Annotated in this window: 16 protein-coding genes; 3 read left to right on the forward strand and 13 right to left on the reverse strand. The window is 70.2% G+C overall.

The window, feature by feature from the left end:
* Positions 1–64: 64 nt before the first annotated feature.
* Positions 65–760, forward strand: a complete 696-nt coding sequence (locus DKM19_RS15640) for a molybdenum cofactor guanylyltransferase (protein ID WP_204358812.1) — start codon at positions 65–67, stop codon at positions 758–760.
* A gap of 2 nt (positions 761–762) precedes the next feature.
* On the forward strand, positions 763–1,014 hold the full coding sequence (locus DKM19_RS50645) for a DUF6457 domain-containing protein (RefSeq protein ID WP_338055656.1): 252 nt from the start codon (positions 763–765) through the stop codon (positions 1,012–1,014).
* Positions 1,015–1,206: 192 nt separating this feature from the next.
* Here the strand turns inward: DKM19_RS50645 and DKM19_RS15645 are convergent, their stop codons facing one another.
* The gene (locus tag DKM19_RS15645; RefSeq protein ID WP_239514274.1) at positions 1,207–1,482 is read right to left on the reverse strand and encodes a DUF3099 domain-containing protein; all 276 of its coding nucleotides are present in this window, start codon (positions 1,480–1,482) and stop codon (positions 1,207–1,209) included.
* A 111-nt stretch (positions 1,483–1,593) separates the two neighbouring features.
* Between DKM19_RS15645 and DKM19_RS15650 the strand changes: the two genes are divergently transcribed.
* Positions 1,594–1,806 carry a dodecin gene (locus DKM19_RS15650; protein ID WP_089205466.1) on the forward strand — a complete coding sequence of 71 codons (213 nt, stop codon included), beginning with the start codon at positions 1,594–1,596 and terminating at the stop codon, positions 1,804–1,806.
* A gap of 92 nt (positions 1,807–1,898) precedes the next feature.
* On the opposite strand, the gene iolD is transcribed toward DKM19_RS15650, so the two are convergent.
* From iolD to DKM19_RS15710, 12 genes are all read right to left on the reverse strand, one after another.
* On the reverse strand, positions 1,899–3,845 hold the full coding sequence (iolD, locus tag DKM19_RS15655; protein WP_110696317.1) for a 3D-(3,5/4)-trihydroxycyclohexane-1,2-dione acylhydrolase (decyclizing): 1,947 nt from the start codon (positions 3,843–3,845) through the stop codon (positions 1,899–1,901).
* Positions 3,842–4,765, reverse strand: coding sequence for a 5-deoxy-glucuronate isomerase (gene iolB / locus DKM19_RS15660; RefSeq protein ID WP_110696318.1), 924 nt, complete (start codon positions 4,763–4,765; stop codon positions 3,842–3,844). Before iolB ends, iolD begins: the two co-directional genes overlap by 4 nt.
* Positions 4,762–5,670, reverse strand: a complete 909-nt coding sequence (locus DKM19_RS15665; protein WP_110696319.1) for a deoxyribose-phosphate aldolase — start codon at positions 5,668–5,670, stop codon at positions 4,762–4,764. Before DKM19_RS15665 ends, iolB begins: the two co-directional genes overlap by 4 nt.
* Positions 5,667–6,638 (reverse strand): 5-dehydro-2-deoxygluconokinase, encoded by a 972-nt coding sequence (iolC, locus tag DKM19_RS15670; protein ID WP_110696320.1) that lies wholly within the window; start codon positions 6,636–6,638, stop codon positions 5,667–5,669. The genes DKM19_RS15665 and iolC overlap by 4 nt, the downstream gene beginning before the upstream one ends.
* The gene (locus tag DKM19_RS15675; protein ID WP_110696321.1) at positions 6,635–7,576 is read right to left on the reverse strand and encodes a sugar phosphate isomerase/epimerase; all 942 of its coding nucleotides are present in this window, start codon (positions 7,574–7,576) and stop codon (positions 6,635–6,637) included. The genes iolC and DKM19_RS15675 overlap by 4 nt, the downstream gene beginning before the upstream one ends.
* 4 nt (positions 7,577–7,580) lie before the next feature.
* Entirely contained in the window at positions 7,581–8,585 is a 1,005-nt protein-coding gene (locus tag DKM19_RS15680; RefSeq protein ID WP_110696322.1) for a Gfo/Idh/MocA family oxidoreductase, read from the reverse strand.
* 332 nt (positions 8,586–8,917) lie between these two features.
* Positions 8,918–11,893: a glycoside hydrolase family 2 TIM barrel-domain containing protein gene (locus tag DKM19_RS15685; RefSeq protein WP_110696323.1), complete on the reverse strand. Its 2,976-nt coding sequence runs from the start codon at positions 11,891–11,893 to the stop codon at positions 8,918–8,920.
* A 39-nt stretch (positions 11,894–11,932) separates the two neighbouring features.
* Positions 11,933–14,662, reverse strand: a complete 2,730-nt coding sequence (locus DKM19_RS15690) for a glycoside hydrolase family 38 C-terminal domain-containing protein (protein ID WP_110696324.1) — start codon at positions 14,660–14,662, stop codon at positions 11,933–11,935.
* A gap of 59 nt (positions 14,663–14,721) precedes the next feature.
* Positions 14,722–15,579, reverse strand: a complete 858-nt coding sequence (locus DKM19_RS15695) for a carbohydrate ABC transporter permease (protein WP_089205475.1) — start codon at positions 15,577–15,579, stop codon at positions 14,722–14,724.
* Positions 15,576–16,523 carry a carbohydrate ABC transporter permease gene (locus DKM19_RS15700; RefSeq protein WP_110696325.1) on the reverse strand — a complete coding sequence of 316 codons (948 nt, stop codon included), beginning with the start codon at positions 16,521–16,523 and terminating at the stop codon, positions 15,576–15,578. The genes DKM19_RS15695 and DKM19_RS15700 overlap by 4 nt, the downstream gene beginning before the upstream one ends.
* A 7-nt stretch (positions 16,524–16,530) precedes the next feature.
* Positions 16,531–17,883: an ABC transporter substrate-binding protein gene (locus DKM19_RS15705; RefSeq protein ID WP_110696326.1), complete on the reverse strand. Its 1,353-nt coding sequence runs from the start codon at positions 17,881–17,883 to the stop codon at positions 16,531–16,533.
* 219 nt (positions 17,884–18,102) lie between these two features.
* Positions 18,103–19,344 carry an ROK family transcriptional regulator gene (locus DKM19_RS15710; RefSeq protein ID WP_110696327.1) on the reverse strand — a complete coding sequence of 414 codons (1,242 nt, stop codon included), beginning with the start codon at positions 19,342–19,344 and terminating at the stop codon, positions 18,103–18,105.
* Between the last annotated feature and the right edge of the window lie 127 nt (positions 19,345–19,471).

Here is a 19,471-nt window from a genome sequence, read left to right on the forward strand (position 1 = left end):
AGGTTCGGATGAGCATCCGTCATGACGCCCGCGTTCCGGGGGGCGGCCACGTGAGCAGGCTTGGATGAGCGCCCGTTACGACGCCTGCGTCCTGGCGGGCGGCCGCGCGAGCAGGCTCGGAGGGCAGGACAAGCCCGCCCTCCAGGTCTCGGGCCGCCCGCTGATCGAGTCGGTGGCGGCGGCCGCGGCGGACGCGGGAAGGCTGATCGTCGTCGGGCCGGACCGTCCGGGGCTACCGCACGCGATCTTCCGGCGGGAGGATCCGCCCGGTGGCGGCCCCGTTCCGGCGCTGCGTGCCGGGCTGCCCGAGGTGGACGCGCCGTGGGTGGCGCTGCTCGCGGCCGATCTGCCGTTCCTGACCGCCGAGCACGTGTCGGCGTTGCTGGTCGCGGCGGGCGGCGACATGACAGGCGACATGACAGAGGGCGCCGCGGTGGATGGAGAAGCCGGGGCGGGCGCGGTGCTCATTGACGACGGCGGCCGGGAGCAGTGGCTCGCCGGAGTCTGGCGTACGGCGGTCCTCGTGCGGGCGCTGGCCGGTTACGAGGGCCGGTCGCTGCACGGGCTGCTCGCCCCGCTCTCCCCGGTCAAGCTACATCTCACCGGAGAACCATGGTTCGATTGCGACACCACAGATGATCTGCAGCGTGCCCGGAGCGGTGAGCCGGGCTTCAGAGCGGAGGTGCGGGCGTCGAGCGGGAGCCGTGAGAACGGCGAGAACGCGAGGCGGCCGCGGCCGCGGACGAGGAGCGAGAGTTGAACGTGCTGATGGAGTGGACCGCGCTGGTCTGCCGGGAACTGGGCGTCGATCCCGCGAAGATCGATCGGGACGAGGTGCTCGACCTGACGAAGGAGGTCGCACACGGGGTGGCCCGCCCGGCCGCGCCGCTGACGGCGTATCTGCTAGGGCTTGCCCAGGGGGCCGGCACGGCGCCGCCGGACGCCGTGGAACGGCTGACCACGCTGGCGCGTAACTGGGAGCAGGCGACCACGGAGACAATGGGCGACAAGTAGGCAGAAGTCTGCCATGCGCTGGTAAAAGTTTGGGAAAAGGCAACGCCGGGTGGTTACGGGGGCAAACCACCCGGCGCCGCTTCATCGGCGTTCCGACGGGGGCCCGGAACGCCGGCACCAGTGCCCCGACGGGGGACCAGGGCACTTGGCTAAAGCGTACACCTACTACCCCTGAGATGCGTCAAGACTTAGTCACGACCCGATCTCGCGTCGGTGGAGTGGAATCTCGCTTTGTCCGGAATCTTCCACGTCAGGGCCACGAGATGGCCCCTTTTGGGGAGCGTTTGCCCCGATCACGGCAATGTATGGCAAAAAGATCGCCCCGGCGAAGAGCAGTAGCCGTACGGGCAGCGGAGCGGGCACGGTGAAGGCCAGGACCAGGCAGATCAGCCGGATCCCCATCTTGATGAAGTAGCTCTTCTCCCGCTTGCCGATGTCCTCGCTCAGAGACGGTTTGGCATCGGTCACCTGGTGCACTACCGGTCGTCTGCGCCATCCCCTCACAAATCCCAATTTAGACCTCGAATCAGGTGGATGCGAACGGTCATATGATCATGGCTTCCGGGGAAGGAAGATGTGGTGACAGATCGAACGTATCGCGTGACCGAAATAGTCGGCACATCGGGGGAGAGTGTTGAGGATGCGATCCGCAACGGCGTCCGCCGCGCCTCGCAGACCCTGCGTCACCTCGACTGGTTCGAGGTGACAGAGGTCAGAGGACACATCGTCGACGGCGAGGTAGGTCATTTCCAGGTCGGCATGAAGGTCGGGTTCCGCCTCGAGGACGGCTGACCCCGTACCGAGGAGGTCGCTGGTTCGACCTCCGTACCGCCCACCCGGGTCAGAGGCCGTTGACGACAGCGCAGATCATCCGCGCCGCCTGCTCATCGGTCGGTTATCTCCGTCGGCGCCAGGTAGGGGCGCTGGGCGGCCTTGTGCGCCGTGTAGGCGTCATGGGCCCGCCGCGTGGTGTCGAGATCGCTGACCTGGCTGACCGGGACGTCCCACCAGGACTCGCTGTCCGGAGCGTGGACGGTGGGGTCGGTCTCGACGTGGATGACGATGGGACCGCCGTCCGCGGGGGCGGCCTTGGCGTCCCTGATCGCCTGCTCGAGCTCCTTGCGGCTGTGCGCCTCGATCACGGTGGCGCCGAGGCTCCGGGCGTTGGCGGCGAGGTCTATCGGCAGCCTCTCCCCGTCCAGACGGCCGGTGGCGTCGTTGCGGAAGCGGTAGGCGGTGCCGAATCGCTGTGATCCGAGCGACTCCGAGAGCGAGCCGATGGAGTGGAAGCCGTGGTTCTGCACCAGGACGACGATGATCTTGAGTCGTTCCTGCACCGCGGTGACCAGCTCGGTCGGCATCATCAGGTAGGAGCCGTCGCCCACCAGGACGAACACGTCCCTGTCCGGGTCGGCCAGCCGCACGCCGATGCCGCCGGGGATCTCATAACCCATGCAGGAGAAGCCGTACTCGACGTGGTAGGACTTGCGGTCCCTGACCCGCCACAGCTTGTGCAGGTCTCCCGGCATGGAGCCGGCCGCGCACACCACCACGTCCCTCGGGTCGGACAGCTCGTTGACGCGGCCGAGGACGGTGCCCTGGGTGAGCACGCCGTCGGCGAGCGTGTCGGTGATCTCCGCCGGCGGGTTGTGGGCCGTCTCCACCCGTGCGTCCCAGTCCTGCCACAACTCCGCCTGCCGGTCGCGGTACGCCGGGTGCACCGCGTACCCGTCCAGGGCGGCGGTCAGCGCGATGAGCGCCTCCCGGGCGTCGGCCACGACCGACAGCCCCGAGAGCTTGCCGGCGTCGAAGCGGGCGACGTTGACGTTGACGAAGCGGACGTCCGGGTTCTGGAAGGCGGTGCGCGAGGCGGTGGTGAAGTCGCTGTAACGGGTTCCGACGCCGATGACCACGTCGGCCTCGACGGCGAGGGCGTTGGCGGCGGTCGTGCCCGTCGAGCCGACGGCGCCCATCGCCTGAGGGTGCCCGTGCGGCAGCGAGCCCTTGCCCGCCTGACTCTCGCCGACCGGGATGCCGGTCGCCTCGCTGAACGCGCGCAGCGCGTCCTCCGCGCCGGAGTAGTGCACCCCGCCGCCGGCCACCACGAACGGGCGCCGCGCGGAGCGGATGAGCGCGGCGGCGTCGGCGACGTCGACGGCCTCGGGAAGGGGCCGGCCCACCCGCCAGACCCGCTCGGCGAAGAGCTCCACCGGCCAGTCGAACGCCTCGGCCTGCACGTCCTGGGGCAGCGCGACGGTCACCGCCCCGGTCTCCACCGGGTCGGTGAGCACCCTCATGGCGCCGAGCAGCGCCGAGGGCAGCTGCTCCGGCCGGCTGACCCGGTCGAAGAAGCGCGACAGCGGGCGGAAGGCGTCGTTGACGGTGAGATCCGCGGCGTACGGCGCCTCGAGCTCCTGCAGCACCGGCCCGGCCACCCGGGTCGCGAACGTGCCCGAGGGCAGGAGCAGCACCGGGAGCCGGTTGACGGTGGCGAGCGCGGCGCCGGTGAGCATGTTGGTCGAACCGGGGCCGACGGACGCGGTGCAGGCCCACGTCTGCAGGCGGTCCTTCTGCCGTGCGTAGGCCACCGCCGTGTGGACCATCGCCTGCTCGTTGCGGGCCAGCACGTACGGCAGGCGCTCCTCGCCGGCGGCGAGCTCGTTCTGCAGCAGCGCCTGGCCGATCCCGGCGACGTTGCCGTGACCGAAGATCCCGAGACACCCGGCGAACAGCTTCTGGCGCCGTCCGTCGCGTTCGCTCCACTGGTTGGCCAGGAAACGGACGACGGCCTGGCCCACGGTCAGGCGCACCGTCTCTGCGGTCGAGGTCATCGCAATCCTCCGATCGGAAGCCTGGGATCGACGTCCTGCTGGGCCCACGACTCCCGCACCCACCTGTGCGCGGGGTCGTCGCAGATCAGCCAGGCCCGTGTCATACCGGGGCCGGCCATCACGTTGAGGTAGTAGAGATCGTAACCGGGAGGTGCCATCGCCGGGCCGTGCCACCCGTGCGGCACGAGGACGACGTCACCGGAGCGGACCTCGGCGAGGACGTCGATGGGCCGCGCGTCCGTGCCGTAGACCCGCTGGTAGCCGACGGGATCCGCACCCGGGGCAGAGCCGCCGGGCTCGGTCCTGACCTCGAAGTAGTAGATCTCCTCGAGCTCGGTCTCCACGCCGTCGCGTTCCTCGTCGTGCTTGTGCGGCGGGTAGGAGCTCCAGTTGCCCGCCGGCGTGACGACCTCGCAGGCGATGATCGAGTCTGCGTCGAGCACCTGCGGGACGCCGAAGTTGCGCACCTCGCGCGAGGCCGTACCCGCTCCGCGGAGCTCGACGGGGACCTCGGCGGCGGCCACGTGCCGGAACGGCGGCGGCACCTGCCGCTTGGTCGCCTTCGCGCCGCAGAGCGCGATCCTCACCTGGTCCGCGCCGGGGTTGCGCATGGTGAGGTGGGACCCCCGCGGGACGTAGGCGACGTCGGTCGGACCGGCGAAGACGCTCTCCCGCCCGGCGAGCCGGGCCTCGTGGCGCTCACCCGCGTGGTCGACGGCCGTGACCTCGGCGCCTCCCCGCATGGGCACGACGAGGACCTCGTCGTCGCCGGTGGCGACGGTCACCTGACCGGCCGGCTCCAGCGTGGCCACCCGCAGGCTCGTGTGCGTCCAGCCGTCGTAGGTGTCGTCGATCGACACCTCGAACTCGCCCGAGGCGGCCGTCCCGAAAGGACGGACCCAGCGTTTGCCGTCGCTCACGGCCGCCTCCCGTGCACGAGGCCCGCGGCGATGTCGACCGCCGCGGCGACGTCGCCGTCCGGAGGGAACAGCAGCGCCCGCCCCACGACCAGCCCGCGTACGGCGGGCAGGTCCAGAGCCCGGCCCCACGCGCCATACGTCTCGTCGGGGTGCCCGCTCGGATCTCCGCCGAGCAGGAGGGCCGGCAGCGTGGTCGCGTCCATGACCCGTTCCAGCTCGTCGACGACCGGCAGTTTCAGCCAGGTGTGCCGGCTCGTCGCGCCGAGCCCCGCCGCGATGTGGATCGACCTGATGGTCGAGTCGGGGTCGAGCAGGTTCCGCACGCGTCCATCCTGGCGGACGGACAGGAAGGGTTCCACCATCGCCATCACGCCCCGCTCGGCCAGATCGGTGACCGCGCGGGCGCTCGCCTCGAGCGTCGCGACGGTTCCGGGGTCGCCGTAGCAGATCCGGGTCAGCATCTTCCCGCCGTCGATGCCGCTGGCCGCGATCTCCTTGGCCGTGTAGGCGGTGAACCGGTCGTCGAACTCGAAGGCCGAACCCTGCAGACCGCCCCGGTTCATCGAACCGATGGCGACCTTGCCCTCCAGCGCACCCATGAGCAGCAGGTCGTCGAGCACGTCCGGCGTGCCGAGCACGCCGTCGACACCCGGGCGGGACAGCGCCGTGGCGAGGCGCTCCAGCAGGTTGCTGCGCGAGGCCATCGCATGGCTGTCGTCGCGGACGCCGAGTGCGCCGCGGGCAGGATGATCCGCGGCCACGATGAGCAGCCGGCCGTCCTCGCCGACGAGCTCGCGGCGCCTTCTGGCGGCCCACCCCTCGGTGATCCGCCGGGGCTCGCGCACCCGGATCTCGGTCAGCTCGGCGATGCTCGCACGGCTCGCACGGCTCGATGTCGTCGTCATCGTCCCTCTTCCTGTTCCCGGCCGGCGAGGGCGGCCTCGACCTCGGCCTCGGTCGGCATCGCACTGGAGCACTCGAGTTTCGCGGCGACGAGGGCGCCGGCCACGTTGGCGAACCGCAACACGCGGTGCAGGTCCCATCCATTGAGCAGCCCGTGGACGAGCGCACCGCCGAAGGCGTCCCCGGCACCGATGCCGTTGACGACCGTGACGGGGAAGGGCGGGACCTCGACACGCTCGTCGGCGGTCGCGGCGAGCACCCCCCTGGGGCCCTGCTTGACGATCGCGAGCTCCACCCCGCGTTCGAGCAGGGCGTCCGCCGCGCGCTGCGGCTCGGTCTCGCCGACGGCGACCTCGCACTCCTCGCGGTTGCCCACCGCCACGGTGACATGATCGAGGGCCTTGCCGACCTGTACGGCGGCCTCGCTCCGGTCCGGCCAGAACATGGGCCGGTAGTCGAGGTCGAGGACGGTGTGCGGCCGCCGTTCGCGGGCCTGCCAGGCGGCGAAGTGCGCGGCGCGCGACGGCTCCTGCGACAGTCCGGTGACGGTGGCCCAGTAGACCGACGCCTCACGAATCGCGTCGAGCGGGAGCTCCTGCGCCTCGATCATCAGGTCGGGGGCGGTCGGGTAGCGGTAGAAGTACAGGGGGAAGTCGTCCGGGGGGAAGATCTCGCAGAAGGTCACCGGCGTCGGTGGGCCGTCGACCTCCGTGACGAACACGTCGTCGACGCCGAAGTCACGCAGCGCCCGGTGAACATACCGGCCGAACGGGTCCCGGCCGGTGCGCGTGATGATCGCGGACCGGCGCCCGTACCGGGCCGCGGCCACCGTCACGTTGGTCGCGCTGCCGCCGAGGAACTTCCCGAAACGCTCGACGTCCTCGAGACCCACGCCGGAGTCGAGCGGGTAGATGTCCACCCCGACCCGGCCCATGGCCACGAGATCGTATGCCGCTGGGGCCATCGTCATGCCTTCGCCGCGCTCGGGCCGCCTGCCACGGCGAGCAGGTGCGCGATGCTCGCCCGCACGTCCGCCACCGGGTCCGGCCCTCCGGCGGCCGGCGGGCCGGCGAGGATGGTGTCCTGCTCCAGGACGTACCACCCCGCGTACCCGCTGCCCTCGAGCGCGGCCACGATGGCGCTGATGTCGACGTCGCCCTCTCCGAGCGGGACGTACATGCCGCCGGCCACGGCCTCGGTGTAGGTCACGTCGCCGGACTGCACGCGCCTGGCCCAGTCGACCCGGACGTCCTTCAGGTGGGTGTGGACGATCCGCTCGGGACTGCGCTCGGCGATGGCGACGGGGTCGCCGCCGCCGATGAGGAGGTGCCCGGTGTCGAGGCACAGGCCGATGCGGCTGCCGGCGAGCACCCGCTCGGTCTCCTCGCCGCTCTCGATCATCGTGCCGACGTGGGGGTGCAGCGTGGCGACGAGCCCGTGGGCTGCGGCGGCGTCGGTGATGCGGTCGAGGTTGCCCAGCAGGGCCGACCATCCCGACTCGTCGAGGACCGGACGGTCGTCGTAGCCCTCCTGGCCGGTGGCGGCGGCGATGACGACGGTGGAGGCCTGGGCCGCGACCAGCCCCTCCATCGCGCGCTCGACGTCCGGGAGGGGGTCGTGGCCCGGATCGTGCAGGACGACGGGGACGAACTGCCCGACCGCCTTCAACCCGTAACCGGCCAGCGTCGCCGCCTTGGCCTGGGGGTCGTCGGGCAGGAAACCGTCAGGGCCGAACTCGGTGGCGCTGAGGCCGAGGGCTCGCATCTGGCGCAGTACGGTGTCCGGTTCGAGCTGGAAACCCCATCCGGGGACCTCGCTGACGCCCCAGGAGATGGGCGCTCCGGCGACGCGGTCGGCCACCGGGCGGCGGTCGCCCGACGGGATGCTCGTGGTGCTCACAGTGGTCATGTCCTCAGATTCCCTTGATCTCGGAAAGGGCGACGGGCCGGCGCTCCGCTCGGGAGAGCTCGCAGGCCTCGGCGATGCGGGAGGCCTCGAGCGCGTCGCGGACGGTGCAGGGGGAGGTCCGCTCGCCGCGGACGACCTCCGCGAACGCGGTGAGCTCGGCCTGGTACGCGGGGAGGAAGCGCTCCATGAACGACCACTTCTGGGGACCCCGGGGGAAGTCGACGCCCTCCTCGGCGGAGCGCATCGCCAGCGAGTGGTCCAGCCCGACGGCGATCGTGCCCTTCTCGCCGTGGACCTCCATGCGGACGTCGTGGCCGGCGCCGTTGTAGCGGGTCGAGGAGATCAGGACGATCGTGCCGTCGTCCAGGGTCAGCAGGGCTCCGGCGGTGTCGACGTCACCGGCCGCGGCGAAGAAGTCGGCGCCCTTGTTGGCGCCCGTCGCGTAGACGGAGGCCACTTCCCGCCCGGTGACGAACCGGAGGATGTCGAAGTCGTGCACGTTGCAGTCGCGGAAGATGCCGCCGGAGGTCGGGATGTAGGACGCGTGCGGCGGGGCCTGGTCGTGGGTGTTGGCCCTGATGGTGTGGATGAATCCGAGCTCCCCGGACTCCACCGCGGCCCGCGCCCGCCGGTAACCGGCGTCGAACCGCCGCTGGAAGCCGACGTGCACCTGCACGCCGGTGGACGCGGCGAGGTCGGCCAGCCCGATGGTCTCCGCGAGGGTGGAGGCCACCGGCTTCTCGCAGAAGGTGGGCACCCCCGCGGCGATGCCCTGACGCAGGAGCGGCGCATGGGCGGGGGTGGCCGTGGTGATCACGAAGCCGTCGACGCCCGACGCGAGCAGCGCCTCGGCGTCCGGAGCGACTTCGATCCCGAGCTCGTCGGCGACGGACTTGGCCGCCCCGAGGTCGGCGTCCGTCACGACGAGCTCGTCGACGAAGTCGAGAGCCGCCAGGGTCCTGGCATGGAAGGCGCCTATCCGTCCGACACCCGCTAGCCCGATGCGCATTCGTGATCCCCGTTCCGATACGTGTTTGGGTCGTTCCCGCCGTGGCATGAGGCCTTTTCCGGCAGCTGACGATGGGGGCAGCGTGCCCGTTGACCACATGCTACGGCACTACTTTGTCCTGACATATTGTCATAACGTCCTGCCCGCACGCGAGACCGCATCCGGCTCGTGGCGATCCGAGCGGGTGTCTTGATCGACCGCCGGTGACGGCGGCCGGACGGGGGCGCCGCCGCGCGACCGGGGAGCGGGCGGAGCATGGCTCCGCCCGCTCCCCGGCGGCGCTGCGGACACCGTGCACACTGCGGACACAGCGGACACAGCGGACCGCGTGACTAGCCCGCCGCAATGCGAAGCCTGATCGTGCGGGCCTCGGGGCGAAGCGCGAACTCGGGCCACACGTCCGGCCCACAGGCCCGTGAGCCGAGCCCGTGCTGGGCCGCATCGACGATCAGGTGACTCGTCGTCGAATCCGGAAGCTGGAACGGGTGTCCGGCCCGTGCGATCTGCTGCGGGGCGTGGCGGCTGAGCGTGAAGCCGGGGCGACGTCCGCGAGTATCCGGCACTGTCACGATGCGTAGCACCTCGGTGCCGGCGCTCGTCAGCGTCAGCTGTCGCAGCAGGGAGCGGTGCCCGGTCTCCTGGGGCCGCGCGTAGTCGACGGAGAGGTCGTCGATGGTGGAGGAGAAACGGCCGGTGCGTGCCGCGCGGAGACTGTCGGGGTAGGACTCGAGCGGGCCGAGGCCGAACCACTCGGCGCCGTCGACGGGAGCGGCGCCATCGGGCAGGTCGAAACGGATCCCGATCCGCGGCCACACCGTCGGCCAGCCCTTCGAGGGCTCGATCTCCACACGCAACTCGAGTTCGTCGTCCTCAAGCGACCAGACGGACTCCACGATCACCGACAGGGCGGAGTTCGCCGCCGAGACCTTGGAGATCGTTCGCAGGGCGTCCGCGCCGCGCTCCACGGACAGTCGCCGCGTGGTCAGCCGGTCGAGGCCGTCGCGACGCCACAGTTCGGCGTTGGAGACCCCGGCGATGCTCGCGTCGCTCTCCTCGACCTCTTGGGACGCGCCCTCGTCGTTGTCGGTCGGGGCACGGAACAGCTCCAGCCGCGGGCCGGCCACGGCACGACCGGCGAGGCGCACGAGGGACCCGTCGACGAACTCGGCGATTCCCAGCGTCAGCGTTCCGTCACTCCGCCGCCAGTTCGTTTCGCGTCGGACGGCGGGCGCGGGACGAGGCGCCGAACGGTCCAGCTGGGCGGTCGCGATCACATGCCCGTCGGGCGCCCAAGCGGTCTGGGCCGCCAGCACCGCGTCAACGGTGAGCCACGTCTCCGAGTCCGGCGACACCGGGATCCGTGGAAGCGGCACCCGCGCCGACCCGCCCGCCGCGACGACGGGGACCTCCAGGTCCCCGGAGTCCACGAGCGTCCCGTCGTGCTCGACGCGCCAGCGGAAGCGCAGGTCGGAGGTGTCGGCCGAGTGCCGCAGGCTGGTGACCGCGACCTCGTCGCCGTCGAAGGCGAAGCGGACCGGCGCCACGACCGCCTTGTACTCGTGGAGGCTCGGAGTCGGGACGTCGTCGCTCAGCAGCATTCCGTCCATCACGAAGTTGCCGTCGTGGACGACCTCTCCGAAGTCGCCGCCGTACGCGTAGTAGGGCCTGCCGTCCGGGGTCGTCGACAGGATGCCGTGATCGCGCCACTCCCAGACGAAGCCGCCGTGCAGCCGCGGATGCTCGTGCACCAGCGCCTCGTACTGGTCGAGCGCTCCCGGCCCGTTGCCCATCGCGTGGGCGTATTCGCAGAGCAGGAACGGCTTGGTGCGCTGCCGGGCGCCCTGCGCGGGAGTGCAGTTCAGCAGCGGCGCGCGTGAGCCGTCGGTTCCGATCTGCTCGGTCTCGAGCACCGAGGAGTACATCCGCGAGTAGACGTCGGTGTACTCGCCGGCGTGGTCGCCCTCGTAGTGCACGGGCCTTTCGGGGTCGCGGGCGTGGACCCACGCCGACATCGCGGCGAGGTTGCCACCGGTTCCCGCCTCGTTGCCGAGCGACCAGATCACGATGCTGGGGTGGTTCTTGTCCCGTTCGACGGTGCGCCGGATGCGGTCGAGATACGCCTCACGCCACGCCGGGTCATCGCTCGGATTGCCGACCCAGCCCAGCTTGTCGAAGCCGTGCGTCTCGAGATCGCATTCGAGGACGACCCAGAATCCGAGCTCGTCGGCAAGGTCGAGCAGTCGCGGGTGCGGCGGGTAGTGGCTGGTGCGGATCGCGTTCACGTTGAACCGCTTCATGCGGGCCAGGTCCTCGCGGGCGTGCTCCTCGTCGAAGACGCGGCCGCGCTCGGGGTGGGTCTCGTGGCGATTCATCCCGTGGAACACGACGCGGCGCCCGTTGACCAGGAACCGGTCGCCGCGGATCTCGACCGTGCGGAAACCCGCCCGCAGGGCGATGCTCTCCGCGGCCGTCGACACGGTGACGTCGTACAGGCGAGGCAGCTCGGCAGACCAGGGCTCCACGCCGTCGACGTCGAGCGGGGCAACGTCGGCCGCCGTCGCCCAGACCTGCTCGATGCCGAGTTCGGGGAGGCGAAGGGTGACCGGGAACGCCGCCGCGTCGGCGGTGACCTCCATCTCGATCCGTCCGCGCCCATCGTCGAACCCGGTCCGCAGCCAGACGTCCTCGATGCCTCCGGCCGGCCGTGCGATCAGGGTGACGTCACGGAAGATGCCCGGCAGCCACCACTGGTCCTGGTCTTCGACATAGCTGGCCGCCGACCACTGGTGCACGCGCACGGCGACGACGTTGTCGCCCGGGCGCAGCGACGAGGTCACGTCGAACTCATGGGCGAGCCGGCTGCCGGCGGCGCCGCCGATCTCGTCGCCGTTCACCCACAGCGTGAAGAGCGACTCGACGCCGTCGAACCGCAGCACAACGCGCTCGGCGTCCGACCAGTCGGCGGGCACGTCGAAGTGGCGGCGATAGTCGCCGGTGGGGTTCTCATCCGGGACATGGGGTGGGTCGATCGGGAACGGGAACTGCACGTTCGTGTAGATCGGCCGGCCGTAGGCTCCGTCACCCTGGAGCACCCAGTGGGAGGGCACCGGGATGCCGTCCCAGCCGCCGTCGTCGAAGTCTTCGGCCGCGAAGTCCTCCGCCACCGACGCCGTGGGAGACAGACGGAAACGCCAGAGCCCGTTCAGCGAAAGGCGGGGGGCGTCGGAGTGCAGCCACGAGCGCGCCGTGCGCAGCGCGCCACGCCCCGGTGCGGTGTCCGAAACGTAGGCGGAAAGTTGGGAGGGCACGAGGTCACAACCCTTTCTTGAGAACAACGGTCGCAGTGTCTATCGGACCACGACCGTTCGGATCTCCCACGGGCCGAGGGCGAGTTCGAGTCCGTCCGCGACCGGCGCCGCGGAGAGAGGCCGGCCGAGCAGGTCGACCGTGGTGGCCTCCGTGAACGCGCCGGTCACGCGGACGGCCGATCCCGTGTCGCTCATCGCGGTCAACCGCACCTCGGTGCCGGCGCCGCGGTCGTCGTCGGCGACGCGGCGGATGCTCGAGACGAGGATGTCCGTACCGTCGACCCGCACGCCGGTCGCGTCGGGGGGCAGCTGACCCCCGGCGGACGCGGTCCCGCGGGCGACCAGCACGTCGTTGCGGAAGTCCTCGGCGAGAGCGACCGCGTTCGCGCCCTGCCAGCCGGTCGCCGAGGGCACGACGGCGAAGCGGTTCTCGATGCGCACGCCGAGATCCTGCGCGCCCGGCGCGGGGATCTCGCTCGCCGCGGGCTCGTCACGGAGCGGATGGATGTTGACGCTGATCGAGCCGATCGCGCGCAGCAGCGTGATGGCCAGTTCGGAGCCGTCGCCGACGAGTTCGTACTCGGTGGCGTGGTCGAGCAGCACGTTGGCGGCTCCGGCCGACACGAACGAGCTCGCGGGGAAGGTCGGGATCGGGTATTCGCCCCAGCCGCCCTCGGCGGTGAGCCCACGCTCGGTGACGGCGAACTGCCCGGCGGACGCGGACACGGCCGCCGGTTCGGGCAGCGGCACGTGGAAGCGCAGCCGGTGGTCGGCGGAGGAGTTCAGGAACGACGTGGACACGCGCACGAACGGCTCACCCGCGCGCACCTCCACGAGGGTCTCCACCGGGGTCGGCACGGTCCGGTCGCTGCGTAGATCACGCTCGGAGGAGAGCGCGGCGGGCCATTCGTAGACGCGGGTGACCCGCATCCGCGAACGCAGCGGGCCGTTCTCGAGGAGTTCGACGGCGACCTCCGCCGGCTCCGACACGAGCACGTCCTTCGCCGGCGGAGCGTAGTTGTAACTGTCGCCGCGGTCACCGCCGTCGACGAGGCGGCCGACTCCGTGCAGCACGGTGCCGTCGGCCCCGGTCACGTCCAGGGTGCCGTCGGCGGCCATCGCGACCTCGACCAGTCCGTTCGAGAGAGCGCGGGCCGTCGCCGTCGCGGGTGCGAACGTCGCCGACCACGCGGCGGTCCGGTCGCTCGGTTCGACCCGGAAGCTCGCAAGCCCGGAGGCGGGGACGTCCACGGGCACAAGCGCGGTCGCGCGGGCCTCCTCCAGCGTCAGCACCCTCCACTCACCCGGATGCGCGGCGGCCGCGGCGGCGACCTCCCGGCGCAGGATCAGCAGGTCGAACGGTCCGCCGGCCGGCACCTCGGCGAGGTGGAAGACGAGCGATCCCGGGGTGAGCTCGTAGTGGTCGATCAGACGGCCGAAGAGCTCGCGGCGGTGGATGCGGCGCAGCACGCGTTCGAGCTGCGAGGCGTCCATGCGCTCGTCGCTGAGCACGGTCGGGGCCTGCGAGGTCAGCTGGGCGGGATGCGCCGAGCCGTCGGCGGCGGTCGCGACCAGAACGGTTCCCTCGGGCGGGGCCACGACGTCCACCTCGACCAGGGCCGTGCGCGGGAACGGCAGCGGGTTGGCGACCAGGTAGCCGTCGCTCGGCACCAGGGCGGCGGGCTCGGCGAGGGCCGCGTCCCGAACCGCCCGCGCCGCGTGCGTGGCCTCGGCGAGACGCGCCTCGACCTGGTCGGAGGTCTCGTCGGTGCCGGAGCCGACGACCGAGTCGTGCGCGGACGACTCGATGATCTTGTGCCACGCGAGCGAGAGGAACGGCGAGTCGTCGCGCCGGGACCACAGGGCGTTCACCCGCTCGGCGTGGTCGATCGTGCGCTCGGCGACGGCCATCCGCTGCTTGAGCCCGAGCCGTACGGAGAGCACGCCCGGGAGGATGTTGCCGCGCACGTGGCTGCGGAGCTCACCGGTGACGACGGCGGAGACCTCGTCGCGCACGTGCTTGCGGATGTACTCGTCGAGCGTCGCGATGGTGATGGCGCGCTCGTCGCTGGACGCCCGCCGCAGCCAGGCCGCGAGCTGCGGGTCGGGCGCGTTGTGGTCGGTGCCGGCCATCGCGAGCAGCGGATCGCCGCCCCACCGCTCGGCCGTCATCTCCGCGTACTCGCCGAGCGCGCGCCCGATCTGGTCGGGCACCAGCAGGACGTCGAGGCCGTTGTCGTAGCCGTCGAAGAGGAACTCGGTGCGCACCTCGGAGCCGTCGGGAGCGCGCCAGCGGAAGGCGTGACCGTCGACGGAGCCGGGAACACCGCGCCACAGCGCCGCGTGCTCGATCCCGGCGCGCGCCAGGATCTGCGGCATCTGCGCGACGTGGCCGAACATGTCCGGCAGGTAGCCGATGGGCATCGAGCCGCCGAGGTCCGCCGCGGCCGCCCACCCCATCTGCAGGTTGCGCACGATGGTCTCGCCGGAGCACAGGAACTCGTCGAGCAGGATGAGCCACGGCCCGATGGCGAGCCGGCCGCCGGCGACCAGGGCCGCGACCCGATCGCGGTTCTCCGGTCGCATCTCCAGGTAGTCCTCGATCGCGGCCATCTGCCCGTCGACGGTGAACCGGAAGTCCGGGTTCGCCTCGGCCGTCTCCAGCACGGTGTCGAGAGCGGTGACAAGCCGGTGCCGGAACACCTGGAACGGCTCATACCATTCCCGGTCCCAGTGGAAATGGGGCACGAAGACGGCGGAGTTCTGCATGGGGAGAGGGGACCTTCTGCTGGTGGGAACGTGGAAGACAGGGGAGTGGCGGTACGGAGTCACTTGATCGAGCCGGAGGCGAGCCCGGTGCGCCAGAACCGCTGAAGAAGGATGAACAGGATGATCACGGGCACGATCGAGACCAGCGAGCCGGTGATCACGGATTCCTGAAGAAGCGGGGCTCGGGCGGTCTGACCGTTCCACTGGTAGAGGCCGAGCGTGATCGGGAAGAGCGACTCCTTCTGCAGCATCACCATCGGCAGGAAGAAGTTGTTCCAGATGCCGACGAACTGGAACAGGAAGATGGTCACCAGCGACGGCGTCAGCAGCTTGAGCGCCACCGAGAAGAACGTGCGGAACTCGCCGGCGCCGTCCAGGCGCGCCGACTCGAGGATCTCCTCGGGGACGGCGGCGGCGGTGAAGATGCGGGCGAGGTAGACGCCGAACGGGCTGACGATGCTGGGCAGGAACACCGCGAGGTAGGTGTTGACGATCCCGGTCGCCGAGAACAGGAGGAACAGCGGGAGCGCGAGCGCGGTGGTGGGAACGAGGACACCGCCGAGGATGACGGAGAACAGGAACTCGCGGCCCCGGAACTTGAACTTGGCGAGCGCGTAGCCGCACAGCGCGGAGATCAGGGTTCCGACGGCCGCGCCCAGCACCGCGTAGATCACGCTGTTCAGGGCCCATCGCCCGAAGATGCCGTCGCTGCGGCTGAACAGGGTGTCCAGATTCTTGAACAGGTCGAAGTGCGAGAACGTCAGCCCGAAGGTGGAGGCGAGGTCGCCCTGCGGTTTTGTCGCCGCGACGATCAGAAAGTAGAGCGGCAGCAGGAAGTAGATCGCCAGGAGGAACATCAGAGCCATGGCGGCCGTGCGGCTGACGCGGCTTTCGCGGGTCGGGGTCTGGTTGCTCACAGTCCGGCCCTCTTCGAGGTCAGTCGCATGAACCCGAAGCTCAAGACGAAGGTGATGACGGCGATGACCACGGAGATCGCCGCCGCCTGCTGGTAGTTGTTCCCGGAGGCCACCGCGTACGCGAGCATGTTCGGGGTGAACGTGCTCGAGATGTTCGAGGAGATCTGGCGCAGCACGGCCGGCTCGGCGTAGAGCTGCAGCGTGCCGATGATCGAGAACACCGTGGTGAGGATGATCGACGGAGCGATGATCGGGACTTTGATCCGCCACGCGATCGCCCAGGTGCTCGCACCGTCGAGCTTGGCGGCCTCGTAGAGCTCCTGCGGGATCGCCTGCAGCGCCGAGAACATGATCAGCATGTTGTAGCCGGTCCACAGCCAGGTGGAGACGTTCGCCGCCGACCACAGCACGGCGCCCGGGCCGAGGAAGTCGGGCTGGAGGCCGATGGCCTTCAGCAGGTCGACGAGGGGGCTGAGCTGCGGCGAGTAGAGGAACGACCACATGATCGCGGCGATGACGCCGGGCACGGCGTACGGCATGAACGCCGTGATGCGGAAGAACCCCTTCAGCTTCAGCAGGGGAGTGTCGAGCAGCAGCGCGATGATCAGCGCGACGAACAGCATGACCGGCACCTGCACGATGCCGAACAGTCCGATGCGCCCGATGCTAGACCAGAACTCCGTGTTCTGGAACACCTGAACGTACTGCTCGAAGCCGCCGAAGGTCGTGTACGACGTGCCGTACTGGCCGCCGGTGCGGCGCACGACGAGGAAGCTCTGCCAGACCGCGTAGGCGATCGGCACCAGGTAGAACAGCACGAACGGGAGGAAGAACGGGGTCAGGAAGGCGGCTATGGTGCCCGCCCGGGGGCCGCCGCCGTTGTGACGGCTGCGGCCTCCGGGCGTTGCCACCACGCGGTTCGCGCGGGTTGCGATGTCAGTCATGCCGCGGTCAGTTGCCCGCGACGGCCGGGATCGCCAGATCCTGCATCGATTTCAGTGCGGACGCCTGGGCGGCCGAGAGCGCGTCGGCGAGCTTGCCGTCGCCGGCCGCCGCCTTGGCCAGCGCGTCCTGGAGCGCCAGGTTCACCGTCTTCTGGGTGGGGCCCCAGGCGAAGCTGGTGTCGATGTTCTTGGACGACTCGGCGAAGACGTCGAAGATCTTCTCGTTGTTGTAGTACGGGACGCCCTCAGAGAGCGCGGGAAGCTCCAGCCCGGCGGTGGCCGCCGGGTAGAGGCCGCCCAGCTTGTTCTCCATCGCGAGGGCCTCCGGGTCGGTGTTCAGCCAGGAGTTGAACTTGACCGACTCGTACAGGTGCGCGTTGCCCTTCATGAACGCGACGGTGGATCCGCCCCAGTCGCCGGACGCGGCGTTCGAGCCCCACGTCGGCATCGGGACGATCGACCACTTGCCGGACTGGTCGGGCAGGTTGTCGCGGAACATGCTGTAGCCCCAGGCGGCGCCGACGTAGCTGGCGATCTCGTTCTTCTGGTACGCGGCGTACATCGGGGTCGAACCGTGGGCGAGGTCGGTGCGGACGAGCTTGGCGTCGATCAGCTTCTGCCAGTACTCGGCGACCTGCTTGCTCTGGTCGGATTCGACGGTGACGTGCCACTTGTCGCCGGAGTAGCCGTACATCTTGGCGTTGTTCTGCCAGAGAAGCCCGTTGAAGAACTCGGCGTTGTTCGGGTCGAAGAACGTGATGCTGAGGTTGGGGTCCGCGTCGTGCAGCTTCTGCGCGTCCGCCGCGTACTCGTCCCAGGTCTTCGGGACCTCGAGGTTGTGCTTCTTGAAGATGTCGCTGCGCACGAAGAGGGCCATCGGACCGGTGTCCTGCGGGAAGGCGAACACGCCGGTGTCACCGAAGCTGCTCTGCGACCAGGTCCACGGCACGAACTTCGACTTGGCCGCGACGGCGTCCGCGCAGGCCGAGGCGTCCACGAAGGCGTCCTGGGTGCGCAGGCTGGGGAGCTGGTCGTAACCGACCTGAGCGAGCTCCGGCGCCTTGCCCGCCTTGAGGGCGTTGCCGATGATGCCGTACTGGTCGGTGGAGATGTTCTTCATCTCGACCTGGATGTTCGGGTTCTTCTTGTTCCACAGGGCGACGACCTGGTCCATACCCGGAACGGTGTTCCAGTACTGGAGGGTGACGTTGCCCTTCGCGGGCTCACAGGCGGCTGCGGGTGCGGCTGCGGATGCGTCGCCCGACGGAGCGGGCGACGAGCACGCGGCGAGTCCGGCGGTGCTGGCTGCCGCGGCGATGACGACACCCGCGAGCCGGATGCGCGTGACTGTGTTGCTCATGTTTTCCTTCCAGACAACGCCAGGCGACGGTGCTAGACCGGTCGACGTTGACACCTCAGGCAGGGGGATTTGTGGATGCCTTCCGGTGGGCATCGACCATGACGCAACGGTGTCGGTTCCAACACCGAGCGCAGTGGCGGGAATTAGCAAATCATGTGTTCATAATCGGCCGCAACACTTTGTGAGGTCAAAACTTTGTGAGGACAAAGTTGGACGTGATCACTCCGCCGCGAGAAGCAGCGCGGAAGGCCGGGGCGAGAAGGTGTTGTCGAGCACGAGGGTCGCGGCTCCGACGGCGGCGACATCGACGGGGATCGCGGACTGGGCGAACCGGATGGGGTGCGGCGGAATCAGGGCGGGGTCGCTGCGCACCGCGTCCGGCAGCGCACCGAGGATCACCGGAGAGATGCGCGTCCAGAACGGCCCGCCGAAGATGACCCGGTCGATGTCGAGGAGGTTCACGATCACGACGATCGCGCGTGCCAGAGAACGTGCGGCGTCGGTCAGGATCGCGATCGCCTCGGGGCTCCCGGCCGCGGCGAGGGCCGCCAGCCTGCTGAACGCCGCGTCCACGTCGACCGTGTCGTCGAGGTTGCCGGCCTCGGCCGCCGAGAGCACGCCGTCGAGCACCGCGCGCGCGACGAGCGCCCGCGGAACGGTGATGTAGCCGACGCAGCCGCGCCGGCCGCAGGTGCACACCGGGCCGTCGGGATCGACGGTGATGTGGCCCCCGTCACCCGCATTGGAGCTGATGCCGCGAACGACCTCGCCCGCCACCGACAGGCCGGTGGCGAGACCGGTGCCGTAGTACATGAACACGAAGTCGCGGCTGCTGTCGGGGCCCGCGAACCACAGCTCGGCGACGACCGCGGCCGTCGCGTCCTTCTCCAGCAGCACGGGCAGGCCCGTCGCCTCGGCGAGCGAGCGCCGCAAGGCCACCCGATGCCAGGTGGGCATCATCGGCGGATTCAGGAGCACGCCGTCGTCGACGTTCACCGGGCCGGGCGACGCGATGCCGATACCGAGGATACGGGACCTGTCGACGGCGGAACCCGCGATGAGCGCTTCGATCGCGTTCGCCATCTCGTCGATGACCGCGCTCGGGTCTCCCGCGGTCGGTGTGCCGGTGCGCGAGTGGTCCCGAACCTTGCCGGACAGGTCGACGAGCACGTAGGTCACCGCTGCGGGATCGATGTGCACCCCGACCGCGAAACCGCCGTCCGGGTTCAGTTTGACGACCGCCGCCGGCTTGCCGGGGCCGCTCATGCGCGTGCCGTGCTCGTCGACGAGACCGGCGTCGAGAAGGCGCCGGCAGACCTTCGTCACCGTCATCCCGCTCAGGGCGGTCAGGGCGGCGAGCTCGGACCGGGTGATCCCCTCGGGGCGCCGGCGGATGGCGTCGAGAACGACCGTCTGGTTGTACTCACCGACGGCGGGAAGGTTTGTTCCCGTGCGATCCAAGGCTGCTCCCCACGCGCTGTGGCCAGTGGAAGCCTAGCGGTGCCCTGTCCGGACTCGAACGCCACATCTCGACATGAGAGACGGCATCTACGGACGTCCGGAGACGGAGACGGACGTCCGTAGATGA

Source organism: Streptosporangium sp. 'caverna', from assembly GCF_003203775.1.
Taxonomy (GTDB): domain Bacteria; phylum Actinomycetota; class Actinomycetes; order Streptosporangiales; family Streptosporangiaceae; genus Streptosporangium; species Streptosporangium subroseum.